General features: G+C 63.6%; 26 protein-coding genes. 22 read left to right on the top strand and 4 right to left on the bottom strand.

Annotated elements, in window-relative coordinates; translation table 11 throughout:
- Positions 1 to 17 precede the first annotated feature (17 nt).
- From GGD67_RS04315 to GGD67_RS04230, 18 genes are all read left to right on the top strand, one after another.
- Complete coding sequence (locus GGD67_RS04315) at positions 18 to 821, top strand: STN domain-containing protein (protein ID WP_092252023.1); 804 nt, start codon at positions 18 to 20, stop codon at positions 819 to 821.
- Entirely contained in the window at positions 818 to 1,543 is a 726-nt protein-coding gene (locus GGD67_RS04310) for an energy transducer TonB (RefSeq protein ID WP_179731062.1), read from the top strand. Before GGD67_RS04315 ends, GGD67_RS04310 begins: the two co-directional genes overlap by 4 nt.
- Before the next feature lie 190 nt (positions 1,544 to 1,733).
- Positions 1,734 to 2,276, top strand: a complete 543-nt coding sequence (locus GGD67_RS04305; protein ID WP_084674892.1) for an RNA polymerase sigma factor — start codon at positions 1,734 to 1,736, stop codon at positions 2,274 to 2,276.
- Positions 2,277 to 2,695: 419 nt separating this feature from the next.
- Positions 2,696 to 3,685, top strand: a complete 990-nt coding sequence (locus GGD67_RS04300; RefSeq protein ID WP_179731060.1) for a FecR domain-containing protein — start codon at positions 2,696 to 2,698, stop codon at positions 3,683 to 3,685.
- Between the two features lie 319 nt (positions 3,686 to 4,004).
- Entirely contained in the window at positions 4,005 to 5,672 is a 1,668-nt protein-coding gene (locus GGD67_RS04295; RefSeq protein WP_020508725.1) for a ShlB/FhaC/HecB family hemolysin secretion/activation protein, read from the top strand.
- Entirely contained in the window at positions 5,672 to 7,660 is a 1,989-nt protein-coding gene (locus tag GGD67_RS04290; protein ID WP_179731058.1) for a MotA/TolQ/ExbB proton channel family protein, read from the top strand. Before GGD67_RS04295 ends, GGD67_RS04290 begins: the two co-directional genes overlap by 1 nt.
- A gap of 5 nt (positions 7,661 to 7,665) precedes the next feature.
- Positions 7,666 to 8,070, top strand: a complete 405-nt coding sequence (locus tag GGD67_RS04285) for a biopolymer transporter ExbD (RefSeq protein ID WP_018319914.1) — start codon at positions 7,666 to 7,668, stop codon at positions 8,068 to 8,070.
- A gap of 59 nt (positions 8,071 to 8,129) precedes the next feature.
- A complete protein-coding gene (locus GGD67_RS04280) occupies positions 8,130 to 8,615 on the top strand; it encodes a hypothetical protein (RefSeq protein ID WP_246784220.1) in 486 nt (161 codons plus the stop codon).
- Entirely contained in the window at positions 8,612 to 9,331 is a 720-nt protein-coding gene (locus tag GGD67_RS04275) for a TonB C-terminal domain-containing protein (RefSeq protein ID WP_179731057.1), read from the top strand. The genes GGD67_RS04280 and GGD67_RS04275 overlap by 4 nt, the downstream gene beginning before the upstream one ends.
- A gap of 53 nt (positions 9,332 to 9,384) precedes the next feature.
- Positions 9,385 to 11,223, top strand: coding sequence for a putative porin (locus GGD67_RS04270; protein ID WP_179731055.1), 1,839 nt, complete (start codon positions 9,385 to 9,387; stop codon positions 11,221 to 11,223).
- A gap of 2 nt (positions 11,224 to 11,225) precedes the next feature.
- On the top strand, positions 11,226 to 11,825 hold the full coding sequence (locus GGD67_RS04265) for a hypothetical protein (RefSeq protein ID WP_210286303.1): 600 nt from the start codon (positions 11,226 to 11,228) through the stop codon (positions 11,823 to 11,825).
- A 53-nt stretch (positions 11,826 to 11,878) separates the two neighbouring features.
- Complete coding sequence (locus GGD67_RS04260) at positions 11,879 to 12,868, top strand: peptidylprolyl isomerase (RefSeq protein ID WP_179731053.1); 990 nt, start codon at positions 11,879 to 11,881, stop codon at positions 12,866 to 12,868.
- Between the two features lie 18 nt (positions 12,869 to 12,886).
- A complete protein-coding gene (locus GGD67_RS04255; protein ID WP_179731051.1) occupies positions 12,887 to 13,402 on the top strand; it encodes a YbjN domain-containing protein in 516 nt (171 codons plus the stop codon).
- Positions 13,403 to 13,467: 65 nt separating this feature from the next.
- Complete coding sequence (locus tag GGD67_RS04250; protein ID WP_179731049.1) at positions 13,468 to 13,953, top strand: hypothetical protein; 486 nt, start codon at positions 13,468 to 13,470, stop codon at positions 13,951 to 13,953.
- A gap of 96 nt (positions 13,954 to 14,049) precedes the next feature.
- A complete protein-coding gene (locus GGD67_RS04245; protein WP_179731444.1) occupies positions 14,050 to 14,694 on the top strand; it encodes a transglycosylase SLT domain-containing protein in 645 nt (214 codons plus the stop codon).
- Positions 14,695 to 14,746: 52 nt separating this feature from the next.
- Positions 14,747 to 15,190: a hypothetical protein gene (locus tag GGD67_RS39140; RefSeq protein WP_246790729.1), complete on the top strand. Its 444-nt coding sequence runs from the start codon at positions 14,747 to 14,749 to the stop codon at positions 15,188 to 15,190.
- A 379-nt stretch (positions 15,191 to 15,569) separates the two neighbouring features.
- Entirely contained in the window at positions 15,570 to 16,019 is a 450-nt protein-coding gene (locus GGD67_RS04235) for a potassium channel family protein (protein WP_179731047.1), read from the top strand.
- Positions 16,020 to 16,042: 23 nt separating this feature from the next.
- Complete coding sequence (locus GGD67_RS04230; RefSeq protein ID WP_018319925.1) at positions 16,043 to 16,285, top strand: hypothetical protein; 243 nt, start codon at positions 16,043 to 16,045, stop codon at positions 16,283 to 16,285.
- A 23-nt stretch (positions 16,286 to 16,308) separates the two neighbouring features.
- Here GGD67_RS04230 and GGD67_RS04225 read toward each other — a convergent pair whose 3' ends face one another.
- Positions 16,309 to 16,992: a helix-turn-helix domain-containing protein gene (locus GGD67_RS04225; protein ID WP_018319926.1), complete on the bottom strand. Its 684-nt coding sequence runs from the start codon at positions 16,990 to 16,992 to the stop codon at positions 16,309 to 16,311.
- Between the two features lie 308 nt (positions 16,993 to 17,300).
- Here GGD67_RS04225 and GGD67_RS04220 point away from each other — a divergent pair, with 308 nt between their 5' ends.
- Together GGD67_RS04220 and GGD67_RS04215 are read left to right on the top strand one after the other, a co-directional pair.
- The gene (locus GGD67_RS04220) at positions 17,301 to 17,924 is read left to right on the top strand and encodes a response regulator transcription factor (protein ID WP_026202278.1); all 624 of its coding nucleotides are present in this window, start codon (positions 17,301 to 17,303) and stop codon (positions 17,922 to 17,924) included.
- A 132-nt stretch (positions 17,925 to 18,056) separates the two neighbouring features.
- Entirely contained in the window at positions 18,057 to 18,488 is a 432-nt protein-coding gene (locus tag GGD67_RS04215; protein ID WP_312009892.1) for a response regulator, read from the top strand.
- 15 nt (positions 18,489 to 18,503) lie between these two features.
- On the opposite strand, the gene GGD67_RS04210 is transcribed toward GGD67_RS04215, so the two are convergent.
- Genes GGD67_RS04210 through GGD67_RS04200 form a run of 3 tightly spaced genes read right to left on the bottom strand, consistent with a single transcriptional unit; the run spans position 18,504 to position 21,703 of the window.
- Positions 18,504 to 19,091, bottom strand: coding sequence for an invasion associated locus B family protein (locus GGD67_RS04210; RefSeq protein WP_179731045.1), 588 nt, complete (start codon positions 19,089 to 19,091; stop codon positions 18,504 to 18,506).
- A 23-nt stretch (positions 19,092 to 19,114) separates the two neighbouring features.
- Positions 19,115 to 20,002 carry an alpha/beta hydrolase family protein gene (locus tag GGD67_RS04205; protein WP_246790739.1) on the bottom strand — a complete coding sequence of 296 codons (888 nt, stop codon included), beginning with the start codon at positions 20,000 to 20,002 and terminating at the stop codon, positions 19,115 to 19,117.
- A 12-nt stretch (positions 20,003 to 20,014) separates the two neighbouring features.
- The gene (locus GGD67_RS04200) at positions 20,015 to 21,703 is read right to left on the bottom strand and encodes an aspartate:alanine exchanger family transporter (protein ID WP_179731044.1); all 1,689 of its coding nucleotides are present in this window, start codon (positions 21,701 to 21,703) and stop codon (positions 20,015 to 20,017) included.
- A gap of 136 nt (positions 21,704 to 21,839) precedes the next feature.
- On the opposite strand from GGD67_RS04200, the gene GGD67_RS04195 reads away from it, so the two are divergent.
- Together GGD67_RS04195 and GGD67_RS04190 are read left to right on the top strand one after the other, a co-directional pair.
- The gene (locus tag GGD67_RS04195; RefSeq protein ID WP_179731439.1) at positions 21,840 to 22,520 is read left to right on the top strand and encodes a YoaK family protein; all 681 of its coding nucleotides are present in this window, start codon (positions 21,840 to 21,842) and stop codon (positions 22,518 to 22,520) included.
- Positions 22,517 to 24,220, top strand: a complete 1,704-nt coding sequence (locus GGD67_RS04190) for a SulP family inorganic anion transporter (RefSeq protein ID WP_179731042.1) — start codon at positions 22,517 to 22,519, stop codon at positions 24,218 to 24,220. The genes GGD67_RS04195 and GGD67_RS04190 overlap by 4 nt, the downstream gene beginning before the upstream one ends.
- Positions 24,221 to 24,377 lie beyond the last annotated feature (157 nt).

Here is a 24,377-nt window from a genome sequence, read left to right as displayed (position 1 = left end):
CGATCCAAACAGCCGAAGTGCGGTTTCTGGTCGACAAGAGCAGCACGATGAAAGCAGTTACATTGCATGGCGTCGCGGCGTCGGATGCCGACGGTCCTCGAGGCGGTCGCCGCGCCGCGTTCCGCTTGCTGGTGCTATTGCCCGCCTGGCTGATGACGGTCATCCTCGGCGCCAATGCCGCGGAAGAAGACCGGGTGGCGCGTGCGGAAAGGCCGATCGCATTCCGCATTCCGGCACAGTCCCTGGCTGGTGCGCTGCAAGCCTATGGACAGATCACCGGCATTCAAGTGCTCTATGAAAGCAACTCCGCGGTCGGTCGAACGTCGGTCGCGGTTGAAGGAACGTATGCCGCCGATGAAGCGCTGAACCTGCTGCTCGCGGGCACGGAGCTGAAGGTGCGCTATATTCGTCCCGACGCCATCACGCTTGCTCTTCCCAGCGCAGAAGGTGTCGGCTATGCACCTCCGGCGGCTCCGCTCGCAACATCGGACCTGTTCCTGGGAAGATTGCGCGTGCGTCAGACCGGCGATGCCGACGACGCCGCCAGATTGCAGGATTATAGCCAAAGAGTGCAGATGGACATTCAGAATGCGCTTCGAAAGAACGCAAGGACGCGCGATGGCAATTATCGCGCGGTGCTGGATATCTGGATCGATCCCGCGCGCACGATCGAACGCACCGAGTTATTCCGCTCGACCGGGGACCATGAACGGGATCTTGCGGTGTCGGCGGCGCTTCGGGGCTTGACGATCAGCAAGCCGGCGCCAGCGAATACGCCACAGCCGGTCCGCGTCGTCATCATGGTGAAGTCCCTGCAATGAGCGACAGCGATGTCCGCCCCGGAAACGAGAAGGGACGAGCGGCGGTCTTTGGATCCTATCGAGACGACGACCTGGATGCCGCCTCGCCATCGGGAGAGTTCTATCGCCTGCTGGGTATTCCCGCCCTGGCGGCCGTTCTTTTCGTTGGTGGCGTTTACTGGATCAGGATGCAAGTGCCAGCCGGCTCTCCGGGACAACAGTCGGCTGCGATCGTGCAGGTTCAGCTGCTTCCGCGGCCCGATGCCGTTCCGATAGCAGTCGCTTCGGATTCTCAACCGGAAAAGGAGAATGTCGCCAGCAGCGCCGATACGCCATTGAAGGACCCAAATCCGACGCCATCCGACGATCCCGTTCCGGTCCCGAAAGCGAGAAGCTTCACGCCCGGAGACGCTCCGCCCTCAAATGTCATGTCGACGCCGTCGGCCGTGAGCGGACCTGCCAGCAGCGCCGCCATCAAATTTCAGCAGTCGCTGCTTCGGCACGTTTCGCGCTATCAGCGCTATCCCAACGCGGCGCGCGCGATGCACCTTGAAGGAACGGTCGTCACGCAGTTCGCCATGGCCAGGGATGGTACGCTACTCGGCGTCTGGGTTCGGACGAGCTCGGGTCAATTGCTGCTCGACAAGGAGGCGATCGAGACCATCCGGCGAGCCCAGCCGCTGCCGCCGATTCCGCCCGAGCTGCCGGATCGGCTCAATATTCATCTGGAGCTCGAGTTTTGACCCGTCATGAAGTCCGTGCTTGGGCGATGGACAGGCATTCGTGCAGTGGCGGGCCGGACGCGATGTCGTCGCTCGCGCCTTGTGTCATAAATGTGTAGCCCGGCAACGCTACGACCTTCCGAACCTTTTGCAGTAGTTGCGTAGGCAATGTTTGCGCCGGAAATACCAGAGTATGTTGGGCACGTGAAACGTGGCTGATAGCAATCGAATACGGCTGCGGGGGCAGTTGGTCGAGAACTATGAAGGCCTGATCCGGAAGCTTACGCGCCGGTTAGGATCGGCCGATTTCGCCCACGAAGCCTTGCACGAAACGTTTCTGCGTCTCGACCGAGTCACGGATGCCGAGCCCGTACGCAGTCCTGCCGATTACATCTTTCGTACCGCCATCAATATCGCGAAGGATCGCCAGAAAGCGCAGAACTATCGTGTCAGCGCGTCGGAGATAGATGCGCTTCTCGATATACGTGATGACGAACCCGATCCGGCCAGAGTGGTCGAGGCGCGTTCGGAAATCGAGGCATTCAAGCGCGCGCTTGCCGAGTTGCCGCCACGGCCCCGCGAGGTTCTTCGGAGTATTTCGATCGAGGGGCAACCAGCGCACCAGGTCGCAGCACGTCTCAATGTCAGCATCCGGACCGTCGAGAGCGATCTGAAGCTGGCGCTTGGCCATTGTGCCGACAGCCTCGAACATACATTGCGACGCCGTCTCGGCGGCCCGCGTCCGCGATCCTGAGCGCGTCGATATTGCAACCCGGCGCATCGGAGGGCTTTTTTCGCCTGGCGCAGGCAGAAGGTTTGATCGATAGGCTATCCTTGCACGGTTTTTCTTCGGGATAGCCGGGCGCCATTCGTCTATCGAATAGATGCACCGGCAGGCGTCTCAGGCCGCGAGCTAAACAGAGGACTTCCGGGGGGAATGACGCAGGTGACGGCAGTGACAGCGATTGCAAGGTGGGCTAAGCCGGCAGTCGCGGCCGCTCGCTTCCCCGACCGCGGATGTGTCTTGCCGTTGATTGCCGGGGCGTTGCGGCCGATGTCCCGGTCCGGAGGGTGCTGTTCGAAATTGAGGGGAATCGATAACATATCGCCTCTGACCGTCTTTGGCCTGGTGTGGGTACCGGTCTGGCGAGTGCGATAGATGGGCTAGGGATCTTGACCGCGACCAACGAAACAAGTGAGCCGGATGCGCTTCTGCACGAAGCCCTGGACTTCGTCGTTCGCCTCAAGACGGGTGAACCGACCAGGGCAGACGTCGAGGCGCTGCAGGCGTGGCGTCAGCAAAGCGGCGCGCACGAAGCCGCCTTCAGGAACGCGGCCCGGATCTTTCGTCATGCGGGCGTCGCTGCGCAGGAGTTGGCGGATCGGCCGGTGACAGGAGACGTCGCACGGCTGACACGAAGACCGGTGTCCCGGCCCATTGGACGGCGCGCCTTTCTGGGAGGTGCGGGCGCCGCGGCAGCGGCCGCGGTGGGGTACGCAATCGTTCGTCCGCCGCTTGGCCTTTGGCCGTCGCTCGGAGAACTCTCCGCCGATTACCGGACCGGAAAGGGCGAGTTGCGCAAAATCGCGGTCGCGCCGAACGTGTCTCTGGAGCTGAATACGCAGACCAGCATCGCGCTGCGTTCGGCGTCAAACGAAACCCGGATTGAACTGATATCGGGCGAAGCCTCTGTAGCGGCGACGTCCGCCGCCACCCCCTTTGTGCTGCTGGCGGCGAATGGTCAGATCTCCGCGGTGGAAGCGGATTTCAACGCGCGTTGCCTCGATGGCGCCGTGTCGGTGACCTGCCTGAGCGGCAGCGTTGATGTTGCGCAAGGCGAGAGAACGGTGCGACTTGGCAGGGCACAGCAGGTGTCCTATGCGCCGGGCGGCATCGAAGCCTCGGTGCAGGTCGACACGGGGCAGGTGACAGCCTGGCAATCAGGGCTCCTGATCTTCCGCGATCGGCCGCTTGCGGACGTCGTGGAAGAGGTCAATCGTTATCGTTCCGGCAAGATCATCATCACCAATGCGGATCTCAAACGCCGCGTGGTCAACGGCACGTTTCAGATCGACAAGCTCGGGGATTTCGTGCCCCAGGTTCAGCAGCTGTTCGGAGCCCAGGCGCGGTCGCTGCCGGGCGGAGTTGTGCTGCTCGGTTGAGCCTCATCCGGCCGGGTTCGAATATGCGCAGACTCGTTGCCGCGCCCATTCTCGTTACTGCGCGCGAATCGATGCCGGCACATCACGCCAGATGCTGCTCCTAAAATAATCGCTAACGTTTCCCGATCTCGCAAAAAAGTTTTGCGGGTTGGGCGCGGCCCAATCGTCTTTAGAGCGAGGGGACGTGATCACGGTGTCCGGCCGTGACCTCGTTTAGCTGGTTCGGGAGTCGGGCGGGGCATCTGTGAAAAGTGGAATTGATTGCGAGCACCGCCGGCATGCGTCGGCGGGCACGGCGTTGCTTTGTCTGACGGCGGGCATGTTGGCCGGCGGCCTCGTTGCCGCGCTTCCGGCCCATGCGGCCAAGGTCTCCGCAGCCGGAGCGCCGAAGACTAACAACCCGTCCGCTCCCCCGGCAAGTGAAGCTGCTGCCGCGCAAAAGCCGGCCGCCGCCGTGCAGCGGTTCGACATCGACGATTTCGCGATCCAGGGCGCCGAGACGCTCCCGCAGATCGACATCGAAGAGGCGGTGTATCCATATCTCGGGCCGAACAAGAGTGCCGACGACGTCGAAAAGGCGCGAACGGCACTCGAGAAAGCATATCACGACAGGGGTTATCAGACCGTCAGCGTCTCCGTTCCGCAGCAGAACGCGCAGGCCAGGATGATCACCCTCAAGGTGACGGAGCTGAAGGTCGGCCGTCTGCGGGTCAAGAACGCGCGCTATTTCCGGCTCGACAAGATCGCCGAGGGCGCGGGCTCTCTCAAGGAGGGGACGGTCCCGAACTTCAACGAAGTTACCAAGGATATCGTCGCGCTCAACCAGTGGCCCGATCGACGCGTAACTCCCGCCCTGCGCGCCGGTGTGACGCCGGGCACGGTCGACGTCGACCTGAATGTCGAGGACAAGGTCCCGATACATGCCAACGTCGAAGTGAATAACCGCAAGTCCCCCAATACGACGGCGCTGCGCGTCAGCAGCACGGTGCACTACGACAATCTCTGGCAGCTCGGCCACTCCGTCAATTTCAGCTATCAGGTCGCGCCGGAGCGTCCGGGCGACGCGGAAGTGTTTTCCGGCTCCTATCTGGCGCGGGTGCAGAACGTCGATTGGCTGAGCGTCCTGTTCTACGGCGTGAAATCGAGCAGCGATGTCGCGACCGTGGGCGGCACGAACGTGATCGGGCCCGGAGAGATCATCGGCAGTCGCGCGGTGATGACGCTGCCGACGCGGGAAAACCTGTTCCATACGCTTTCGGCCGGGGTCGACTACAAGCATTTCGATCAGACCGTAAAGCTCGGCGGTGTCGGCTTCTCATCTCCGGTCACCTATTATCCGTTTGTCGCAAGTTATGGCGCGACATTCCAGGACGAGGGGTTCACGACCCAGTTCAATGCCGCCGTCACCTACAATCTGCGGCCGCTGGGCGATGGCGTGGTGCCGTTCGACAACAAGCGCTACGCGGCTTCCCCCAGTTTCACCCATTTCAACGTCGATGTCGCGCATACCCAGGAATTGCCGGAAGGCTTCCAGCTCTACGGCAAGGTGCAGGGACAGGTCGCGGACGGACCGCTGGTCTCGAGCGAGCAATTCAGCGTCGGCGGCCTCGACACCGTGCGCGGCTATCTCGAGTCGGAGACGCTCGGCGACAACGGCGTTGTCGGCAATCTCGAGCTGCGCAGCCCCAATGTGGGCGAGATGCTGCAAAGCCGGATGAAGGACGAGACCGGGCAGGGCAAGGCGCGCTTCACGATCTTCAACGAATGGCGGGCGTTCGCATTTGCGGACGCCGGCATGGCGACCATGCTGAATGCACTTCCCGACCAGCAATCGCAATTCAATCTGTGGAGTTACGGCGTCGGCAGCCGTTTCAAGATGTTCGACTACCTGAACGGCACGCTGGTTTATTCGGTGCCGATGGTCAGTCAGACCTACTCGAGCGCGAGGAGTCCGCGCGTCAATTTCCGAATCTGGGGTGAATTCTGATGACTGCGGGATGGGATCATATGGCTGGCGTGTGCCGATCGGCGCTTCGGCGAGCTCTGACAGGACTGGTGCTGGCGTTGGTTGCGGCCGCAATGTTGTGTCCGTCGCCTGCCAAGGCGTGGTGGAACGACGAGTGGCAGCTCCGCAAGAAGATCACGATCGACGCCAGCGCATCGGGTGCCGGCATTACCGATCCGATCGGGACTGCGCCCGTCCTGGTTCGGCTACATGTCGGAAATTTCCGCTTTGCATCCGCTAAGGATGACGGCAGCGACCTGCGCTTCGTGGCCGGCGACGATAAGACACCGCTGAAGCACCACATCGAGAAGTACGACTCGCTGCTCGGCGAGGCGCTGCTCTGGGTGGCCGTGCCCAACCTTCAGCCCGGCGCCAAGACCGACATCTGGCTCTATTCGGGCAACAAGAAGGCGGTCGCGACCAGCGATCCGAAGGGGACTTACGATCCGGATACGCTGCTGGTCTATCACTTCAGCGAACGGGGCACGCCGGCGCTGGATGCGTCGGTCTGGGCCAACAATGCGCAAAGCGTCGGCCAGCCCGCAGACGGCTCGCTGATCGGCACCGGCTTGCGCCTCGACGGTCGCGGCGTGCTGACTCTGCCGGCTGCATCGTCGCTCGCCTTGAGCGACAACGCTGCATTCACATGGTCTGCCTGGATCAAGCCAGGAGCGATGCAGCCCAACGCAGCCCTGTATAGCCGCCGTGACGGCGCCAACGGTCTCGTTATCGGGCTGGATAATGGCGTGCCGTTCGTGGAGGTCACGAACGCGGGGTCCGCGCAACGCAGCGGCGCCGCTGCGCCGCTGGCGCCGAATGGCTGGCATCATGTCGCCGTCGTCGCGAACGGCGGCCAGGTCGTGCTCTATCTTGATGGTGCACCCTATGCGTCGCTCGCGGCAACGCTGCCGGCGCTTAGCACGAATGCCACGGTCGGGGGCGATGCAGCGCCTGCATCACCCGTGGCCAGTGCCGCGGCGGCACAGCCATCGTCTGCAGCGGACGGTGCGGTAGCTCCGGATGCGTCAGCCCCGGCACCGGAGGCCGCAACTGTTGCCGCCGCGGCCATGGCCGCCTTCGTCGGCGACATCGACGAACTGCAGTTCGCAAAGGTTGCGCGGTCGCCGGGTTTCATCAAGTTCGTCGCCACCGGGCAGGGACCGAACCAGGCCAAGCTCGTGACTTTCAGCGTCGACGAGGAGACCGCGAGCTGGCTGTCGGGTTACTTCGCAGTGATCCTGAAATCGGTGACGCTCGACGGCTGGATCGTGATCGGCATCCTGTTGATCCTCGCGGTCGTCAGCTGGGTCGTGATGTACGACAGGGCTTCCTACCTGAACAAGCAAGCCAAGGCCAACGCGCGCTTCATGAAGAGCTTCCGCGAGCTCGCGGTCGATCTCACCATGCTCGATCGCGGCGACGCCGACGAGATCTGGACCCTGGGTGGCCGTATCGACGAAGTCGATGCAAAGATGATGCAGGCGTCGTCGCTCTATCGCATCTACCATATCGGGGCCTCGGAGATCCGCCATCGCTTCGCCGGGAAGGGCGAGCGTATGCCGGTGCTCTCGGCCGCGTCGATTGCCGCCATCCGCGCCGCGCTGGACGGCGGCTCGGTGAAGGAGACGCAACGGCTCAACCGGCTCATGGTGGTGCTGACCATCGCGATCTCGGGCGGACCGTTCCTCGGCCTGCTCGGCACCGTCGTTGGCGTCATGATCACCTTCGCCGCCATCGCAGCCAGCGGAGACGTCAACGTCAATGCGATCGCCCCGGGCATCGCCGCCGCGTTGGTCGCGACGGTCGCCGGCCTCGGCGTCGCGATCCCGGCGCTGTTCGGCTACAACTACCTGATCTCCCGCATCAAGGATCTGACCACCGACATCCAGGTCTTCGTCGACGAGTTCGTGACGAAGATGGCGGAGTTCTACTCCGCCGACCAGATCGAACGCAGCATCGCCGCGGAGTAACGACGATGCAGGTCCAGAACGACTCCAAGCCGTATGACGACATCAACATCACGCCGATGCTGGATCTCGCCTACGTTCTGCTGGTGATTTTCATCATCATGACGACGGCGACTGTGCAGGGCCAGAAGGTCAATCTGCCGAAAGCGTCAGCTGCGCCGAGCCTCGCTACCCAGACCACCAAGGCGATCACGGTCGCCAACGACGGCAAGATCTTCCTCGATACGATCCCGGTGACGCTGCCGGAGCTCGAGCAGCGCCTGGTGCAGCAGAAGGCGTTGACGCCGGAATTCCCCGTGGTGCTGCGCGGCGATGCGCAAGCCCAATATCAGAGCGTGATGGACGTGCTCGACCTGCTTGGCCGTGTCGGCCTGACGCAGGTCGGGCTCGCGACCAAGCCGCTTGTGAAGTGACGAAACGAATGGGCACCTCCATGGTTATGCGCGCCGATCCGCGAAGGGGAGCCAGGGCCTTGTGGGCATGGCTTCGCGGGATATCGTCCGGTGCGGACCAGGCCGCCGTCGACGTGCCATCGACCCTCGTAAGCGCGCATTCGCTCGAGCCGCGGGCACCGACTGCTGGAATGCGGGAGGTCGAGCAAGCCGGCGTCGGACGAAGCGCGCCCGATACCGGCACGGTGCTTCATTTCCCGATCCGCGGTGAAGCCCTGCTGGTCAAGCTTGCGGACCTGCTGCGCACGCAAGTCGCGAGCCGCGCGCCCGAGCGCGATCCGTTGCTTCTGGCGATGTCGCGCTGCCCAGGCTCGCGCCTGTCGATCGATCGCGTTGCCTATGTCGACTTCCTGCCCGATCAGGCAACCTATCACGTCGTCATCGAGGCGGCTCCCGATGCCACGATCACGCTGGATACGACCGACTTCGATACGGTCGTGAATTTCGTCGTGCAGTACGTCACCGGCAGGAATTCCGAACCGGTAGCGCTCGAGGCGGTGTCATGACGACACCGAATGAGCAGGGCGGTCCGCGGCCGCCAACCTTGCCGCGAGCGAAATCATGGCTGCGTTACGGTGCTGCCCTGGCCGTCATTGGCGTCCTTGGCGTCATGATATTCCTGCTCGTCGGCCACGACGATATGCCGCCGCCGCGCCAGGTGCGCGAGCTGACCGTCGTCACGATCACGCCGCCGCCGCCTCCGCCGCCACCTCCACCGCCGGCCGAGCAGAAGATGGTCGAGCAGCCGAAGATGGCGGAGCCCGAATTCAAGGAAGACAAGCCGGTCGAGAAGCCGAAGGACGAGCCGATCAAGGACGCCAAGAACGAAGAGCCGCCGGGGCCGCTGGCGCTCGATGCCAAGGCCGTCGGGCCCGGCGACCTGTTCAATCTCGGCAGCAAGGTGGGCGGCAGCCCCTATGGCGGCGGAGGAGGCGGCGGCAGTCGTTGGGGCTGGTATGCCTCCATCGTGCAGTCGCAGATCGAGGCGGCGCTGCGCGCCAACGGCAAGACGCGCAATGCGACGATGCAGGTGCAAATCCGGCTGTGGGCGGATGCGACCGGCCGCGTCAGTCGCATTCAGCTGGTCTCGTCGACCGGCGACGCCGAGCTCGACGCCGCTATCCGCAACGACGTGCTTGGCAGTCTCGTGTTGCGGGAGCCGCCACCCAGGGACATGCCGATGCCGATGGTGACGCGCGTCACGGCGCGCCGGCCAAGCTGATCCGCCGCAACCAATTCGTTCGAGTCGAGTGACTAGCAGAGGACTGGGGACTTATGTTCAAGAAGAAACGCGACGTACGCCGCCTGACGTCGTCGACCGCCATATCGCTGTGTGCGCTTGCCGTCGCGGCGCCCGCTTTTGGCCAGGCCGCACCGGATCAGAGCCCGATGGCGGCGAAGAAGTCCGAAGCCAAGCGTCCCACCGTGTCCGACGCAAAGCCGCTGTCGTCGAACACGACGATCAACCTGGTCAACTTGCTGGTGAAGCAAGGCGTGATCAAGGAGGAGCAGGCCCAGGCGCTGATCAAGCAGGCCGACGACGAAGCCTATGTGTCGCGCCAGGCCACGAAGGACGCCGCCGCCAAGGCCGATGAAGCGGCAAAGGCCGCGACCGCTGCAACTGCGGCTGCCTCGCCGCCCGGCACCCGGCACGTCACGTACGTGCCGGAGGTGGTCAAACGGCAGCTGCGCGAGGAGATCAAGAAGGAAGTGATGGCCAAGGCGCAAAAGGAAAACTGGGCTTCGCCCGGCGCCTATCCGGAGTGGGCGCAGCGGATCCGATTCACGGGCGAAATACGCTCGCGCTATCAAGGCAGCTTCTTTCCGGAAGGCAACGATCAGCTTCACGCTTATAATTTCAACGCGATCAACACGGGCTCCCCGTACGATCTCAATAGCAACAGCTTCGCGCCGACCTACAACGCCACGCAGGACCGGCACCAGGCCCGGCTTCGCGCCCGCCTGGGCATGGAGGCCGACATCTTCAATGGGTTTACCGCGGGCATACGCATCGCGACGGGAGAGAACAGTTCGCCCGTCTCCACCAATCAGTCGCTTGGCGCGAACGGCGGCAACTTCTCGAAATACGCGCTGTGGCTCGATCGGGGCTATCTCAAGCATCAATCCTGGGATGGAAACCTGTCGGTGTCCGTCGGCCGCTTCGACAATCCGTTCTGGTCGCCGACCGATCTCGTCTGGCACAAGGATCTCGGCTTCGACGGCCTCGCCGTGCAAGGAAAGTATGAGATCGCCAAGGACGTCACGCCGTTCGCGGTAGCCGGTGCGTTCCCGATCTACAATACCGACTTCAACCTCGGTACCAATTTCGATGCGAACACCGGCGGGGTCACGAAGTTCGCCAGCCACGACAAATGGCTGTTCGGCGGCCAGGCGGGCGTGGCGGCGCGCCTCAGCTCCGAAACGTCGATGCGCGTCGCCGCCGCCTATTACGATTTCTCCAATGTCCAGGGACGCTTCTCCAGCCCCTGTCTGGTGCAATCATCGTCGGATCTGTGCGACAGCGATGTGACCCGGCCCTCGTTCGCCCAGAAGGGCAACACCTATACGACGCTGCGCAATATCGTCTCCGACCCGGCGGTGGCCGTGCCGCCGCTCTTTCAATATTTTGGTCTGGTCGGGCAGTATCGGCCTGTCGTCGGCAGCGTGCAGTTCGATCTCGGCCATTTCCACCCGGTGCATATCGTGCTCGACGGCGAGTACGTCTGGAACAGCGCGTTCGACCGCAATCTGATGAATCGATATGCCGTCAACAACCGCGGGCCCGATGTCGCGGCCGGTGTGCCAGGTGCCTTCAACGGCGGAAATCAGGGATGGCTCGGCCGCGTCACCGTCGGCCATAGGCAGATCAAGCATCTCTGGGATTGGAACGTGCATGCGGGTTACAAATATCTGCAATCCGACGCCACCATCGACGCGTTCGTCGATTCCGATTTCGGGCTCGGCGGCACCAATCTCAAGGGCTACTTCGTCGGTGGCAATGTCGGACTCAGCGATGACGTGTGGGCCAGCGTCCGCTGGCTGAGCGCGAACAACATCGCGGGCGTGCCTTACGCCGTCGATGTCCTGCAAGTCGATCTGAACGCGAGGTTCTGATCATGCTTTCCCGGATTCCCGGTCTCGTGGCGGCCGCAATCGCGACCGCGATGTTCTGTGGCGAGGTTCATGCCGAAAGCGAGACCGACCGCTTGCGCGAGGCGCTGCGCAGCGCCATCGCACAGGCGCGGCAGATGGAGGACCAGCGCACGGCGCTGCAGGCGAAGATCGCGGACGCTGACCGCGAGAAGGCGGCCCTGAAGGCGCAGATCGATGCGGCCAAGGCGGAAGCGAAGCAGCTTCAGAAGCAGCATCGCGAAGCAGTCGATGAATTCAATCAGCGTCTGGAGGAGCGCAACCAGACGCTGGAGAAGTGGAAGGTCGCTTACGAGGAGGCCGCCACCGTCGCCCGCACCAAGGACGCCGAGCGTGCCAAGTTCGAGAGCGAGGCGGCAGCGTTCAAGGCCAGCACCAAGAGTTGCCAGGCCAAGAACGTACAACTCGTCAATGTCGGCCGCGACATTCTCAATCGATATCGCAGCCTGACACTGGGCGACGCCGCAGTCGCGAGCGAGCCGCTGACGGGTCTAGGCCGCGTCGGCGCGCAGAATTTCGTCCAGGAAAGTGTCGACAAGCTGCTTGACCAGAAGGCAACACCATGAACCGTCCCAACGTTATCCGATCGTCGAGATCGACCCTTGTTGTCGGAGCTGCCGTGGCGATCTTGGGCCTGTCGGTGGAGACGGCATTTGCCCAGACCGCGCCGGCGCCTCAACGTCCGGCTCAACCCGCGGTGAAGCCGAAGCCGGCGGCTCCCGCCGCAACAGCGCCGACGTCGGCGACCCCCGCACCGTCGACCCAGGGGTTTGCTTCCGCCAGGACGACCGGCGGCGATGACGTCATCGCCCGGGTCGGCGAGGCCAATATTTCGGCGGAGGAGCTCCGCGCTTATGTCGGCGCGCTGGGACCGCGCGAGCAGGCGGCGCTCGCAAAAGACCCGGCGCTGCTGAGTCAGGCGGTTCGCATGCTGCTCGCCAACCGGCTGGTCTTGCAGGAGGTGATCGCCAAGAAGTGGGATCAGCAGCCCAAAGTCGCGGCGCAGCTCGATCGCGTGCGCGAGAACGCCGTGGTCGAGATCTATCTGCAATCGGTCTCGACGCCTCCAGAGAGCTTCCCGAGCGAGGACGAGGTCCAAAAGGTCTACGACGCCAACCGCGGCGCCTTGCTGGTGCCTCGTCAGTTCCACCTCGCGCAGATTTTCGTCGCAGCGGCCGAGGGCGACAAGGCAGCTGACGACAAAGCGAAGAAGGCGATCGAGGTAATCCAGGCGAAGCTGAAGGCGCCAGGCGCCGATTTCGGCACGATTGCACAGGCGGATAGCGATTCAAAAGGCGGCGGCGATCTCGGCTGGGTGGCTGAAAACCAGATCCGGCCTGAGATCAAGGCGCAGGTGCAGGGACTGGCCAGGAATACGATCTCAGAGCCCGTCCGGCTCGACGATGGCTGGCACATCGTCAAGCTGATCGACACCAAGGCGGCGTACACCCGGACCTTGCCCGAAGTGCGCGATCAGCTGGTGCAGCAGATGCGCAGCGAGCGGGCCACCGCGCTGCGGCGGGCCTATCTCGCTGAATTGCTCAAGCAGAACCCGCCCATTCTCAACGAGCTTGCCCTTTCGGGTTTGCTCGACAATTCCCGGAAATGAGTCGCAGTGGAGTTAGCAATGTCCAATACAATTATCGTCAAGCTCACGCTCAATGATCTGCGTTCAGCACTGCAACAGGTCGGCTACCGCGTGGAGGAACTCACCGATCCCGTGGTCAATCTGACCTATCTCCGCTCGGCAACTGGCGGTCTGACCTTCGACATTCGTCCGGGGAATTGGCTCGCGGACCCGGAGAGTTTCGTCGATGCAGCCCTTACTGCGGTGCTCCAGGTTCAGGGCGAGCTTCCGCTCGATCTGGTCAATCGCTGGAACGCGACGCGCCGGTTTGCGCGTCTTCAACTCAGCCAGCAGTTCCTCGTGCTTTCCCTGGATGTCTCGGTCGCGGGCGGCGTGACCGCGGACCATCTGCGCGCGCAGATCGACATCTGGGATCGCCTGGTCCAGGAGCTGATCGTTTATTTGCGCGATGAACTTCGCGAGCTGTCGGCGAGGAAGGGAACGACTGCGCCGGTCGAACAGGCAGCCGGATACGAGAACGCCGACGTCAGCGGCCAGGCGGCCGCTCTTCAGTAGCTCGTTGCGATGTCCCCGAGGCTTCGGAAAGAGTTCGCGCGCAAGTCCAACGAGACATGTTGACGATGGCCGACCGCGAATCCCGCGCAACGTGGTGGAATAGAATCGCGGGCTCGCTGGCTGCGGCGGCCGGTTTGCTTGCCGCCGGAGCTGGCGTCGACGCATCGCCCGTTGCCGCGGACAGGAGCGACTACCGTGCGGCCGATGCAGCTCCGCCGGCTTGGCAGGCTTTCGCAGGGCGATTGAAGGAGAAGATCGAGCAGCGACTGGCGTCCGACGACGTAAGGGCACGACATTTCCAGGAGTACCTGGACCGCCGCGTCACAGGCGGCGATGCGCCGCCTGTGACATTCGTTCTGCGAGCTTGGGTATCGTCGGACGGTCGGCTGCATCGCGTCGAGTTTGACGGACTCGATGACCCCAAGGCTTCCGTCGAGCTTCGGGCCTTGCTGACCGGAGGAAATGTTGGTGTGCCACCGCCCGAGATGCTGCAACCGCTGCACTTGCGGTTCTCGCTGCGGGCGACGGATCGATTGCAGCAGGAGAAATAGAAAATGTCGGCCCGCAACGGGAGCGCTGGCTTGGCGCGGTCAATGATGTCGTTGCCGTCGACGGCTTTGGTCCCGGGATTGCTTCTGCTCGCCCAATTGTTGCCGGCAGGCGCTCGCGCCGAGGCGACCTCGGCACCGAAAACGGTCGACGCTCGTCACGCTGCGGTCGAAGCGCTGCCACCGCGAGCCCCCGATGCGGGTTCGCGTTATCGCGCCCTGATTGAAAAGGAGGCCGCGCAGGCCGGTCTCGCGCCCGAGATCGCCGAGGCAGTGATGGCTGTGGAGAGCGGGTATGATCCCCGGGCCGTCGGCGGGGTCGGCGAAGTCGGCTTGATGCAAATCCTGCCCTCGACGGCACGCATGCTCGGTTTCTCCGGCACGCTGGCCGATCTGGCCGTGCCCGAGATCAACATCCATTACGGTGTCGTCTATCTTGCGAAGGCCTGGCGCCTCGCCGGTGGCGACCTCTGTACCGCCGCGATGAAATATCGCGCCGGCCATGGCGAAACGCGCTTCTCATTCCTTTCGGTGAACTACTGCATGGCGGTGCGTTCCAAGCTCACCGCTCGCGGCTTTCGCGTGACCGGCAGTGTTCCCGTGCCGACGTTTGGCGAGCCGGCTCCATCGGGCCGCGGCTGCGGGCGGAAATGTCTGGGCCTGTCGCGAACGGGCACGGTGAATATTGTTGCGCTCAACACCCAGCTCAGCGCGCTCGTTGCGCAGGCGCGGGCAGGGCGATAGGGGCCGTGCGAACGAACGGATTGTCCGGGGTGAGCCAGTTCGCGCCCACTCTTTGGAAGAGGAGATCGCGATGCGGCTGGTAGCGCCTTCGTTCGTTCTGACAGCCTGTCTCCTGTCACAAGCCGTGGCCGAAGAGCAGGTCAACGTTCTTCCGCCGATCGTAATCGGAAACAGCGCCCCCAGGATCGCTCCTGATGGCCGCATGTCGGCCTCGCCCACCGGCAGCCGCGCGCCGGCCTTGCCCGACAGATGCGTAGAGGTGGAAATCGGTTCCAGCCGATCGATGGACTGTCTCAACCAGAAGCTCAGGAGGGAGGTCGATCGAGTCAATCCGAGCATCAATCTGCCGCCCATCGATGCCAGGTCGCCTGATCCCAAGCTCGGGGTCGTCAACATCCCCGGTGTTCAGCAGCAATATGGCCGGAACTTCGGAGTTTCCGTCACTCCCTACCGGCCGCCGCCGCCGGTGTTCTCCTCGCCGATCGGGCATCGATGAAGGGATCCAAGGCCTGTTAGCGGAATCGTGCTCCGAGAGCGTCTCAGCTCTCGCGACGGTTTGCTGACGAAGCAATCAGATTCCCACGGCGGAGCTGCTTTGGATGCTTCGCGAAGCTGTCACCGGGGCCCGGCGCAGTCATGAAATCTGCTATTCCCGGGGTGGACTTGAACGACTATAGGGTCCGCATGTTATCTCACCGCTTTTCCGTGGCCCCCATGATGCGATCCACCATTGACGTGGATCAATCGCGACGCTTGCCGGCGGCGCCCAGCTACGCATGGCCGAGCAGCTGACCTGATGCAGCTGTGGCGACGCAGTCGTTTCGGAACTCGGTGATCGAAGACCAGGACCAGCCAGTTGCAATGCGGTGGGCGCTATGATGCTTCAGTTTCTCGTCGGCACGCTTGTTAGCCTGGTCGGTATCGGGCTGCACGCACTGGTGACCGTCGTCGCGGTCGGTATAGCCCGCAGCGCAGGTTTGCGTCACACGACGCGGCCGGGATCGCACTTGATGGGCGTGATGATGGCCACCGCCGTGGTGCTGATGGTCGCGCACACACTCGAAGTCCTCGTGTGGGCTGCGACTTACGGCATTGTCGGCGCGGCAAGTGTCGAAAACGGACTGCTCTATTTTGCCTTCGTCAATTATACAACTCTCGGCTACGGTGATGTCACGCCCGTTCGCGAGTGGCGGCTCATTGGCCCACTGACAGCTATGAACGGGGTGCTGCTGTTTGGATGGTCGGCGGCCGTGCTGTTCGAGGTCCTGCGCAAGACGCTCGACCATCTCGAAGTCGTCAAGGCATCTGGAGCGGTTCGGGGGTAATCCGAGCGCCGCAACGGAGCGGCGTGGATGATGTGACGGGATCGGGACTCATCGCCGATTTCCTGTTCGGCTTGGGCGATCTGTTCGTGATCATCAACCCGTACGGGCTCGCTTTCATGGCGCGGCTGTTCGGCGAGGAAGCACCGGTGACGAAACTGTCAGCATTCCTGCTGCTTTGCATGGGCGTTCAAATCATCGTCACCGGCGTATTGGAGGTCGCGCGATCTCTATCGACGACGCGTCACGCGCCGTCTAGTAGACGCTGATCCGGGTGCAAGTCGAACCAAGATCAAGGCTGCAGATCGAGGCTGGCGAGCTGGTTCCGGTCGAGCAACACGATCTGCCGTTGGGTGTTGCCGATGAAGCCGAGGATGCCGAGTTCGTGCAGGCGCGACAGAGCGCGTGAGACGGTCTCCAGCGTCAGGCCGAGATAGTCGGCAATATCGCGTCGCGACATCGGGAGCGCGATGACGCCCGCCGCCGTCAGCCGCTTGTCCATTTCGAGCAGGAACGCCGCGACCCGCTCCAGCGAGGTCTTGCGGCCGAGCAACAGCATGTGGTCTTCCGCATGCTGGAGGTTGTTCGTGGTCATGCTGAGCAGGTTTCTGGCTACCATGGCATCGCTCTCGGCCACCGTTTCAAGACTTTGCCGCTTGATCAGGCGCACCGTGGTGTCGATGACCGCTTCCGTCGTGAATCGATGCTCCCCACCGTTCTCGAGCCCAAAGATGTCGCCGATGAGGTGGAATGCGCCGATCTGCCGGCGACCATCGGACAACAGCTTGTAGCTTCGCACCGCGCCCGCCTTGACCTGATAGACATATTCGGCGGGCTCTTTCTCACCGTAAATCTCGGTGCCTTTTCTGTACGAAAATTCGCTTAAACTGACGAGCGCATTTGAATCGCTGGTCATGCCGAGGTCACGGAGGGAATTGGGACGCAGTGCGGAATCGGTTGTGATGCGAACAAACATAGGCCAAGTCCTCAGCTCATCGCCGAATTTGGTCCGTTCGACGAGAATTTTCGCTGCTGGGAATGCGCCGCGCTGTCCCGCTCCCGCCGGGTTGATTTACGCCCAAGGCAGTATTTCAATCCATTGTCCCTAGGTTCATTGTACCAAGGGACAGCTTCTGGCGCTTGGTGCGCAGAATGAGAAAGCGCTGCCGCTGCGGGGATTTGGCTCATTGCAAGCAGATATTTCGGTTCTCAAACTGTTGAAGCTGACTTTGTCGAGCGAGAGGACGTCAATGGTCCTCGCTGGAACTGGGCGAGAGGTTGAAGGTGCCGGGTCTCGTTCACGTGGTTGATGACGACGAGTCCTTTCGGACCGCGATCGCACGGCGTCTGAAGCTCGCGGGCTATGAGGTCGCGACCTATGCGTCGGCGCTGGAGTTGGAGGAGTCTGCGCTGGATCCCGAGCAGGCCGGATGCATTCTGCTCGACGTGCGCATACCAGGATTGAGCGGCCCCGATTTGCAGGCGCGATTGATCGCGTCCGGCTCGACGCTGCCGATCATCTTCCTGACGGGGCATGCAGACACGCCGACTACCGTGCGGGCGATCAAGGCAGGTGCGGAAGACTTTCTGACCAAGCCGATATCCTCCGAGCAGTTGATCGATGCGATCGAGCGCGCTCTGGCGGGTCAGCGGACGGCGCGCGCCCAGCGCAGCAAGCTGGAGACGTTTCGGACTCATCTGGCCACGCTGACGCAACGCGAGGGACAGGTGTTCAATCTGATCGTGCGCGGCCGGATCAACAAGCAGATTGCGCATGAACTCGGGACGACCGAACGAACCGTGAAAGCTCACCGCCATCAGGTGATGGAGAAGATGCAGGTTCATTCGCTTGCCGAACTCGTTTCGATCGCGGAACGGCTCGGAATGCTCGGTACGAACGAGCATTAGCTGCTTCGTCACCGCAAGCCCGGTTCCCACGGTGTGATTGCCCTAAAGGACAATATCGAGGCGTGTTGACAGTGCACGGCGAGGCGTGCGCAATGATGCACAGGCGCCGGGTCGGCAACGCAAAGCAAGCGTGTGCAGTATCCCACCGCCGTCACAGCGCTCGCAGTTCGTTCATCTCCCGAAAGGCAGATCGCCTTGCCGCTATGCCCGTCCGTTTTTGTCGTCGATGACGATCAGTCCATGCGGACCAGCCTGAGCAGGTTGCTGCGTGGGCACGGTTTCGACGCCACGCTGTTCGACTCCGCGAGGGCCTTGCTCCAGCACGGCAAATTCTACACCGCGATCTGCATCGTCCTCGACATCGATCTTGGTGGAAAATCCGGCATCGACGTACGGCGAAGACTGGCTGAGCAGGGCGTCACCGCACCGGTTATCTACATTACCGGCAACGACAGCCACGCGAACCGCGCTGCGGCGCTTGGGTCCGGCTGCATCGCCTATCTGATCAAGCCCTTTACGGGCGAGTCACTGATCGAGTCCGTCGAACGCGCCGGCACCTCGTAAGATCGACTCCGGCCGTTATTCGTCGATCTGCTGCTCGAGCGTCCTGGCTGGCGTTCCCTTGTGGACTGAGGCGAATTGCGCCAGCGGAATCGAAGTCGTCAGGGCCAGGAGGTTCGAATCGACGAGTTCGAGCGTCAGGGTCTTGCCGGATTCCATTTTCCTGATGATCTTCGGCGCCGCCACATCGGCGGCGATGCACAGATTGGTGAGACACCAGGTGTAGGGCAGGCGGAAAGGCGCGCCCTGGTCGACGCTCAACCTGGGTGCATGTTGCAGGTACATGCCGACAGGCACGAACAGTTGCAGCCGGGCCGTGGCGGCGTCTTCGCGTTCGATCAGATCGACGCGCACGGCCGTCTGTCCGGTCGCGAATTGGCCGGTGATCGAGGTCCGGCACAGCGTGGGCGCGCCGCCGGCCTTGAAGCAGAGCTTCTGCCAACCGCCGTAGCTGATGTCCTTTGCTTCACGCTGACCACGTGTGGCGACTTCGGCCGCCGGCTTCTCGCCCTGGGCGCCCTTCGGTGCGGCATGGCCGGGCGCTGCCGTGGCGCCGGCGATGGTGATAAGCAGAAGAATGGCAAGGCAGTCGCGGGCATTGGGCATGATTTCACCTACGGATCCGGCATCTATTTCAGCGCGTCGAGGAACGTCGTTACCAGTGGCGACCAGAGCGGGATGGCATCCCTCGAGCCGATGAAGAAATGGCCCTCATTGCCGAACGGCGGCATCAGGTGATACTCGGCCCGGCCGCCGGCGGCGGTGAAAGCCGCATGCATGCGCTTCGACAGTTCGGGGCCGAAGAAAGTGTCGTTCTCGATATAGATCCACAGCATCGGCACACGCGATGTGCGGCCGAAATCCGCGGTGGCCTCAACCAGCCTGTCGGGGCCGCAGTTGTTGTTCGGCTTGCCGCCGACGCGTCCACCACGACCCGCAGCGAAGGTGATGATGGCCTTCACCTGCGGCGGGTTCATGCTCGACAAGGCGATCGAGGCCCAGCCACCGGCGGACTGCCCGATCACGATCACGTCCTTGGGGATGATGCGCTTCTCGGCGGCCAGATAGTCGATGATATCGAGGTCGACCTTGGCGACCGCGAGCCCGGCGTCGCGGAAATTGGGATTGCTGCACTTGCCGATCTTGGAGAAGAACGGTCCGTAGATCGCGCGCTCGGGAATGTCGATGGCGACTGCGCCATAGCCGGAGCCGACCGGCGCCACCACGAGGTAGCCGCGCCTTGCGAACCATTGGGCGGCGTCGCGAAATTGGACCAACGGAAAGAAGCTGCGGTCGGTCGGGTTGAGCGAGACGCCGTGGTTCATGATCACGAGCGGGAATGGGCCGTCGCCGACTGGACGCACCAGATAGGCAAACATCGGAAGCGGCAGTGGCAACGCCCAGATCTCTTCCTGAATGCGGAGGTCATCCGCCGCGCGCGCGGCCGCGGCGAAGGCGACCCACGCGAACAATACGGCCGCGAAACACCCCAGCACCGATCTGGCCGGTCGCCGCATCATGGGTCTCCGTCATCCGCTGTAGGTTGCCGCTACGATGATCGGCCCGAGGACGGTGAGCACCACGTTTCCGACCGCATAGGGCACGGCGACGCCGAGAACCGGCGTCTGGCTCTCGGCCACCTCGCACGCGCCGGTCACCGCGGCATCGACGGTCATGGCGCCGGCCAGTGCGCCGCAGGTCACGACCGGGTTCATGCGCAGCACATAGAAGGCAAACAGCGTCGCGACGATCAGCGGCACGAGCGTGATGACGAGACCCATGCCGACCAGAAGCAGCCCGTGGGCCTGGATCGCGGCCCAGGCCGCGGCGCCGTTGCCGAGCCCGATCGCCGCGATGAAGCCGCCGAGTCCGAGATCGCTCAGGGTCTGTTGCGCCGCCGGCGGCAATGCGCCCATGGTCGGCTTGCGCGACCGTAGCCAGCCGCAGACGAGGCCCGCGATCAGCGCGCCGCCGCCACCGCCAAGCGTGAGCGCGACGCCGCCGATCCTGAAGCTGACGAGCCCCGCGAGCAGGCCGGCGGCGATGCCGGCGGCAAGAAAGGCGATGTCGGCACGATCACCCGACCGCAGGATCTGGCCGATGGCCTTTGCTGCACGTTCGATATTGTGCGTGCTGCCGACAAGCGTCATGACGTCGCCGACATAGATCCGAGTGTCCGCGCTCAAGGGAACCTCGCGGCCCATGCGGGTGAGGGCACGTAGAAAAACGCCCCGGGCGTCGGTGCCGACGCGCGCCGCGATCTCCTGGATCGAGCGGCCGTGGAGATGGCGATTGTCCACGAGCACCTCCAGCACGTTGCCCGGGACGGCCTTCAAGATTTCGTCGGCGTCGATCTCGGTGCCGATGATCGGCTTGGCGGCGACGATGACCGCAGTGCGGCCGGCGATGACGATGTCGTCGCCGGCCTCGAGCACGGTCTCCAAACGTGGCTCGATGTCCGCGCTTTGGCGGACGATGCGCTCGACGACCGTGCGGCTGCCAAGTTCCTCCTCGATCGACTTGACGGTGCGCCCGGCGCCCGCGGTCACGCGATAGGCGCGGGCCTGGAACTTGCGATAAGAGAGATTTTCGGTTTTGGGCGGTTCGCCGCCGGCAAGCTCCGCCTCGAGCTTCTTTGCCTCAGCCTTCAGGTCTATCCGCATCAATTTCGGCGCGACGAAGGGGACGAACAGCAGCGTCAGGATATAGCCGAGCACGTAGGTCACCGCGTAGCCCGCCGCGATGTTCGCCTCCTGCTGGCTCAGCACATCCTTGGGCAGGCCGAGCTGGGCCAATGCGCCTGAGGCGGTCCCGATGACCGACGATTGCGTCAAGGCTCCGGCCGCGATCCCGGAGGCGGTGCCGGGATCGAGCCGGAAGCCGTGAGCAAACAACAGGACGACGACCAGTCCGGTGCCGCCCAGCACCAGCGCCATGGCGACCTGCGCGAGCGTGCGGACGCTCAAGGAGGCGAAGAACTCGGGCCCGGACCGGTAGCCGATGGTGAACACGAACAGGCTGAACAGGATGACGCGGAGCAGCGACGGGAACGCAAAACTGCCGAGCTGTCCGAGCAGCACGGAAACGATCAGGATGCAGGCTGTGGTCCCGACGGCAAAGCCGCGGATCCGGACTCGGCCGAGGATCGTGCCGATGGCGACGGCCAGCAGCAGAAAGATTTCGGGAGCGGTGGAGATGATCCACCTGACGGTATCCATGTCGCATCTCCCCCGGCGCTTTGCCGAGATCTCAGTCGGGAAATCGCGGGCATTGCTTGATCCAGATCAAGCCCTGCGAGCGGCAAGGCACCGCCTATCGGATGATGCGGAATTCGCGACAGCCGGCATCATCAACATGAGCGCTCTCGACCTCGCGGCCGGCGCCATCCGCCGCGACGAAACCGTGGAGATCGTCCTGCTGCTCGCCTTCGTCGGCGGCTATATCGACGCCTATACCTGGATCGTCCACGGCGTCATGGCGAATGCCCAGACGGCTAACCTGATCTTCCTCTGGGTTTACGCGACGGCCGGCGATTGGACGAAGGCGTTTCACTTCGTGCCGCCGCTTCTCGCCTTTGCCGCCGGTATCGTGATTGCCGCATGGCTGCGCCGCGCTGCGGGCGAGCGGGCCAGCGCAATCAGCACCCTGCTCGAGATATTGCTGCTGATCGCGATCAGCATCCTGCACAACAGGCTGCCGGATCTGGCTGGAACGCTCGGCATCTCGTTCGTCGCCGCGATGCAGACCGCGATCTTCACCAGGGTCGAGGGCGTTGTTTGCAGCACGGTGATGATCACGGGCAACATGCGCCAGGCGATCGAGGCTGTCTTTTTGGCCGCCGCCGGAGGCGCGCCGCTGGGGACGCTGCGTCGGTCGGGCATCTTCTTCGCCCTGTGCGCCGTGTTCGGCTTGGGCGCCGCGCTGGGCGCCTTCGCCACCAAGGCTATTCCGGACCTCGCGCTCGGCATTCCCGTGGTCGCGCTGTTGGTCGTCTTGCTGCGCTGCGAAGCGTCGCATCAGAGGGCGGTCCAATGAGTGCGCCGTCCGAACCTGGATGGATACGGTTCTTCCCGCCGGCCGGCTGGCTTGGCGCCTACCGGCGAGAGTGGTTTTCCTCCGACGCCGTCGCTGGTGTCACGCTGGCTGCTTACGCCATCCCGGTCTCGCTCGCCTATGCCGCGCTGGCCGGCCTGCCGCCTCAGATCGGCGTTTACGGCTATATGCTCGGCGGCCTCGGCTACGCGCTGTTGGGGGCGTCGCGGCAACTTGCGATCGGACCGACTTCGGCGATTTCCCTGATGATCGCGGGCACCGTCGGCGCGCTGGCCGGAGGCGATGCGATCCGCTATGCGCAGATCGCGAGCCTTGCGGCCTTTGCAGTGGCGGTGCTGTGCTTCATCGCGTGGTTGTTCAAGCTGAGCGTGCTGGTCCGCCTCGTCAGCGACAGCATCCTGGTCGGCTTCAAGGCCGGTGCCGGGCTCACGATCATCATGAGCCAGCTGCCGAGCTTGCTCGGCGTTGCCGGCGGCGGCCACAATTTCTTTGACCGCGCCATCACGCTGGCCGGCCAGCTCGGGACCGTCAACCTGCTCGTGCTCGCGGTTGGCGCTGTCGCGCTCTTGCTGCTCCTGTTTGGCGAGCGGCTCCTTCCGGGAAAGCCGGTCGGCATCACCATCGTCGCGCTCGCGATCGGGACGGCGACGCTCCTCGGCCTGCCGGCTCTCGGCGTGCCCGTCACCGGGAAGATACCGGAAGGTCTGCCGGCCCTGGGCATTCCGACGCTCGGCCTGCTGGACTTTGACGATCTCTTCCCGCTCGCCGCAGGGTGTATCCTGCTGGCCTATATCGAGGGCGTTTCGGCCGCCCGCAGCTTCGCCGCCAAGCACGGCTATCCCCTCGACGTCCGGCAGGAGTTCCTGGGGCTGGGCGCCGCGAACCTCGTCGTCGCCTTCGGCCATGGCTATCCGGTTGCCGGCGGGCTGTCGCAATCGGCCGTCAATGACAGCGCCGGCGCACGGACGCCGCTCGCTTTGGTGATCTGCTCGGTGACGCTCGGGCTGTGCCTTCTGTTCTTCACGGGACTCTTGACCAACCTGCCCAAGGCCGTGCTTGCAGCCATCGTCTTTGCCGCCGTCTACAAGCTCGTCGACGTTCGCGCGCTGGTGCGGATGTGGCAGGTCAGCCGGATCGACTTCTACGCCGCAACGATTGCGCTGGTCTCCGTGCTATTGCTCGGAATCCTGCAAGGCGTGCTGCTGGCCTCGATCGCTTCGATCTTTTTGCTGCTGGCCCGGGCCTCGCGGCCAAACATCGCGTTCCTCGGCCGCTTGCCCGGCAGCGGCCGTTATTCGGACAGTTCAAGGCACGCAGACGTCGAGCCCTTGACCGGCGTCATCGCGTTCCGGCCCGAGGCCTCGCTGCTCTATATCAATGCCGAGACGATCCTCGAAACCGTCCTGATCGCGCTTCGGCGCTCGCCCGAGATCCGGCTGGTGGTGTGCGATCTCTCGGCCTCGCCGTATATCGATCTCGCCGGCGCGGGCATGCTGCACGACCTCTACGACGAGCTCGCCGCGCGAAAGGTCATTTTCGCCATCGTCGGCGCGCACGCGCAGCTCCGCGACCTCTTGCGCGCGGAAGGGCTGGCGGAGAGGACGGATAGCGGCCAGTGGCTGCGATCGCTTGACAGCGTTCTCGGTGACGAGCAGGCCGTGACGGCGCAGCTGACGGCCTGAGCGGGCGTGTTGCAATGCGAACGACGGCTGCGGCCGACGGTCTCGCCAGAATGCGCCCGACCGTTGACTTGGATCAATGGAGCGACCGGCGCCGAACTCACGATCACGCTCATCTTCGCCCCAACTGGCATCAAATGACCATCGAGTGACCGTCAAG

Origin of the sequence: Bradyrhizobium sp. IAR9 (assembly GCF_013408065.1) — a bacterium.
Taxonomy (GTDB): Bacteria; Pseudomonadota; Alphaproteobacteria; order Rhizobiales; family Xanthobacteraceae; genus Bradyrhizobium.
The sequence above is the reverse complement of the archived record's forward strand: the minus strand, read 5'-3'. Positions and strand labels throughout refer to the sequence as shown.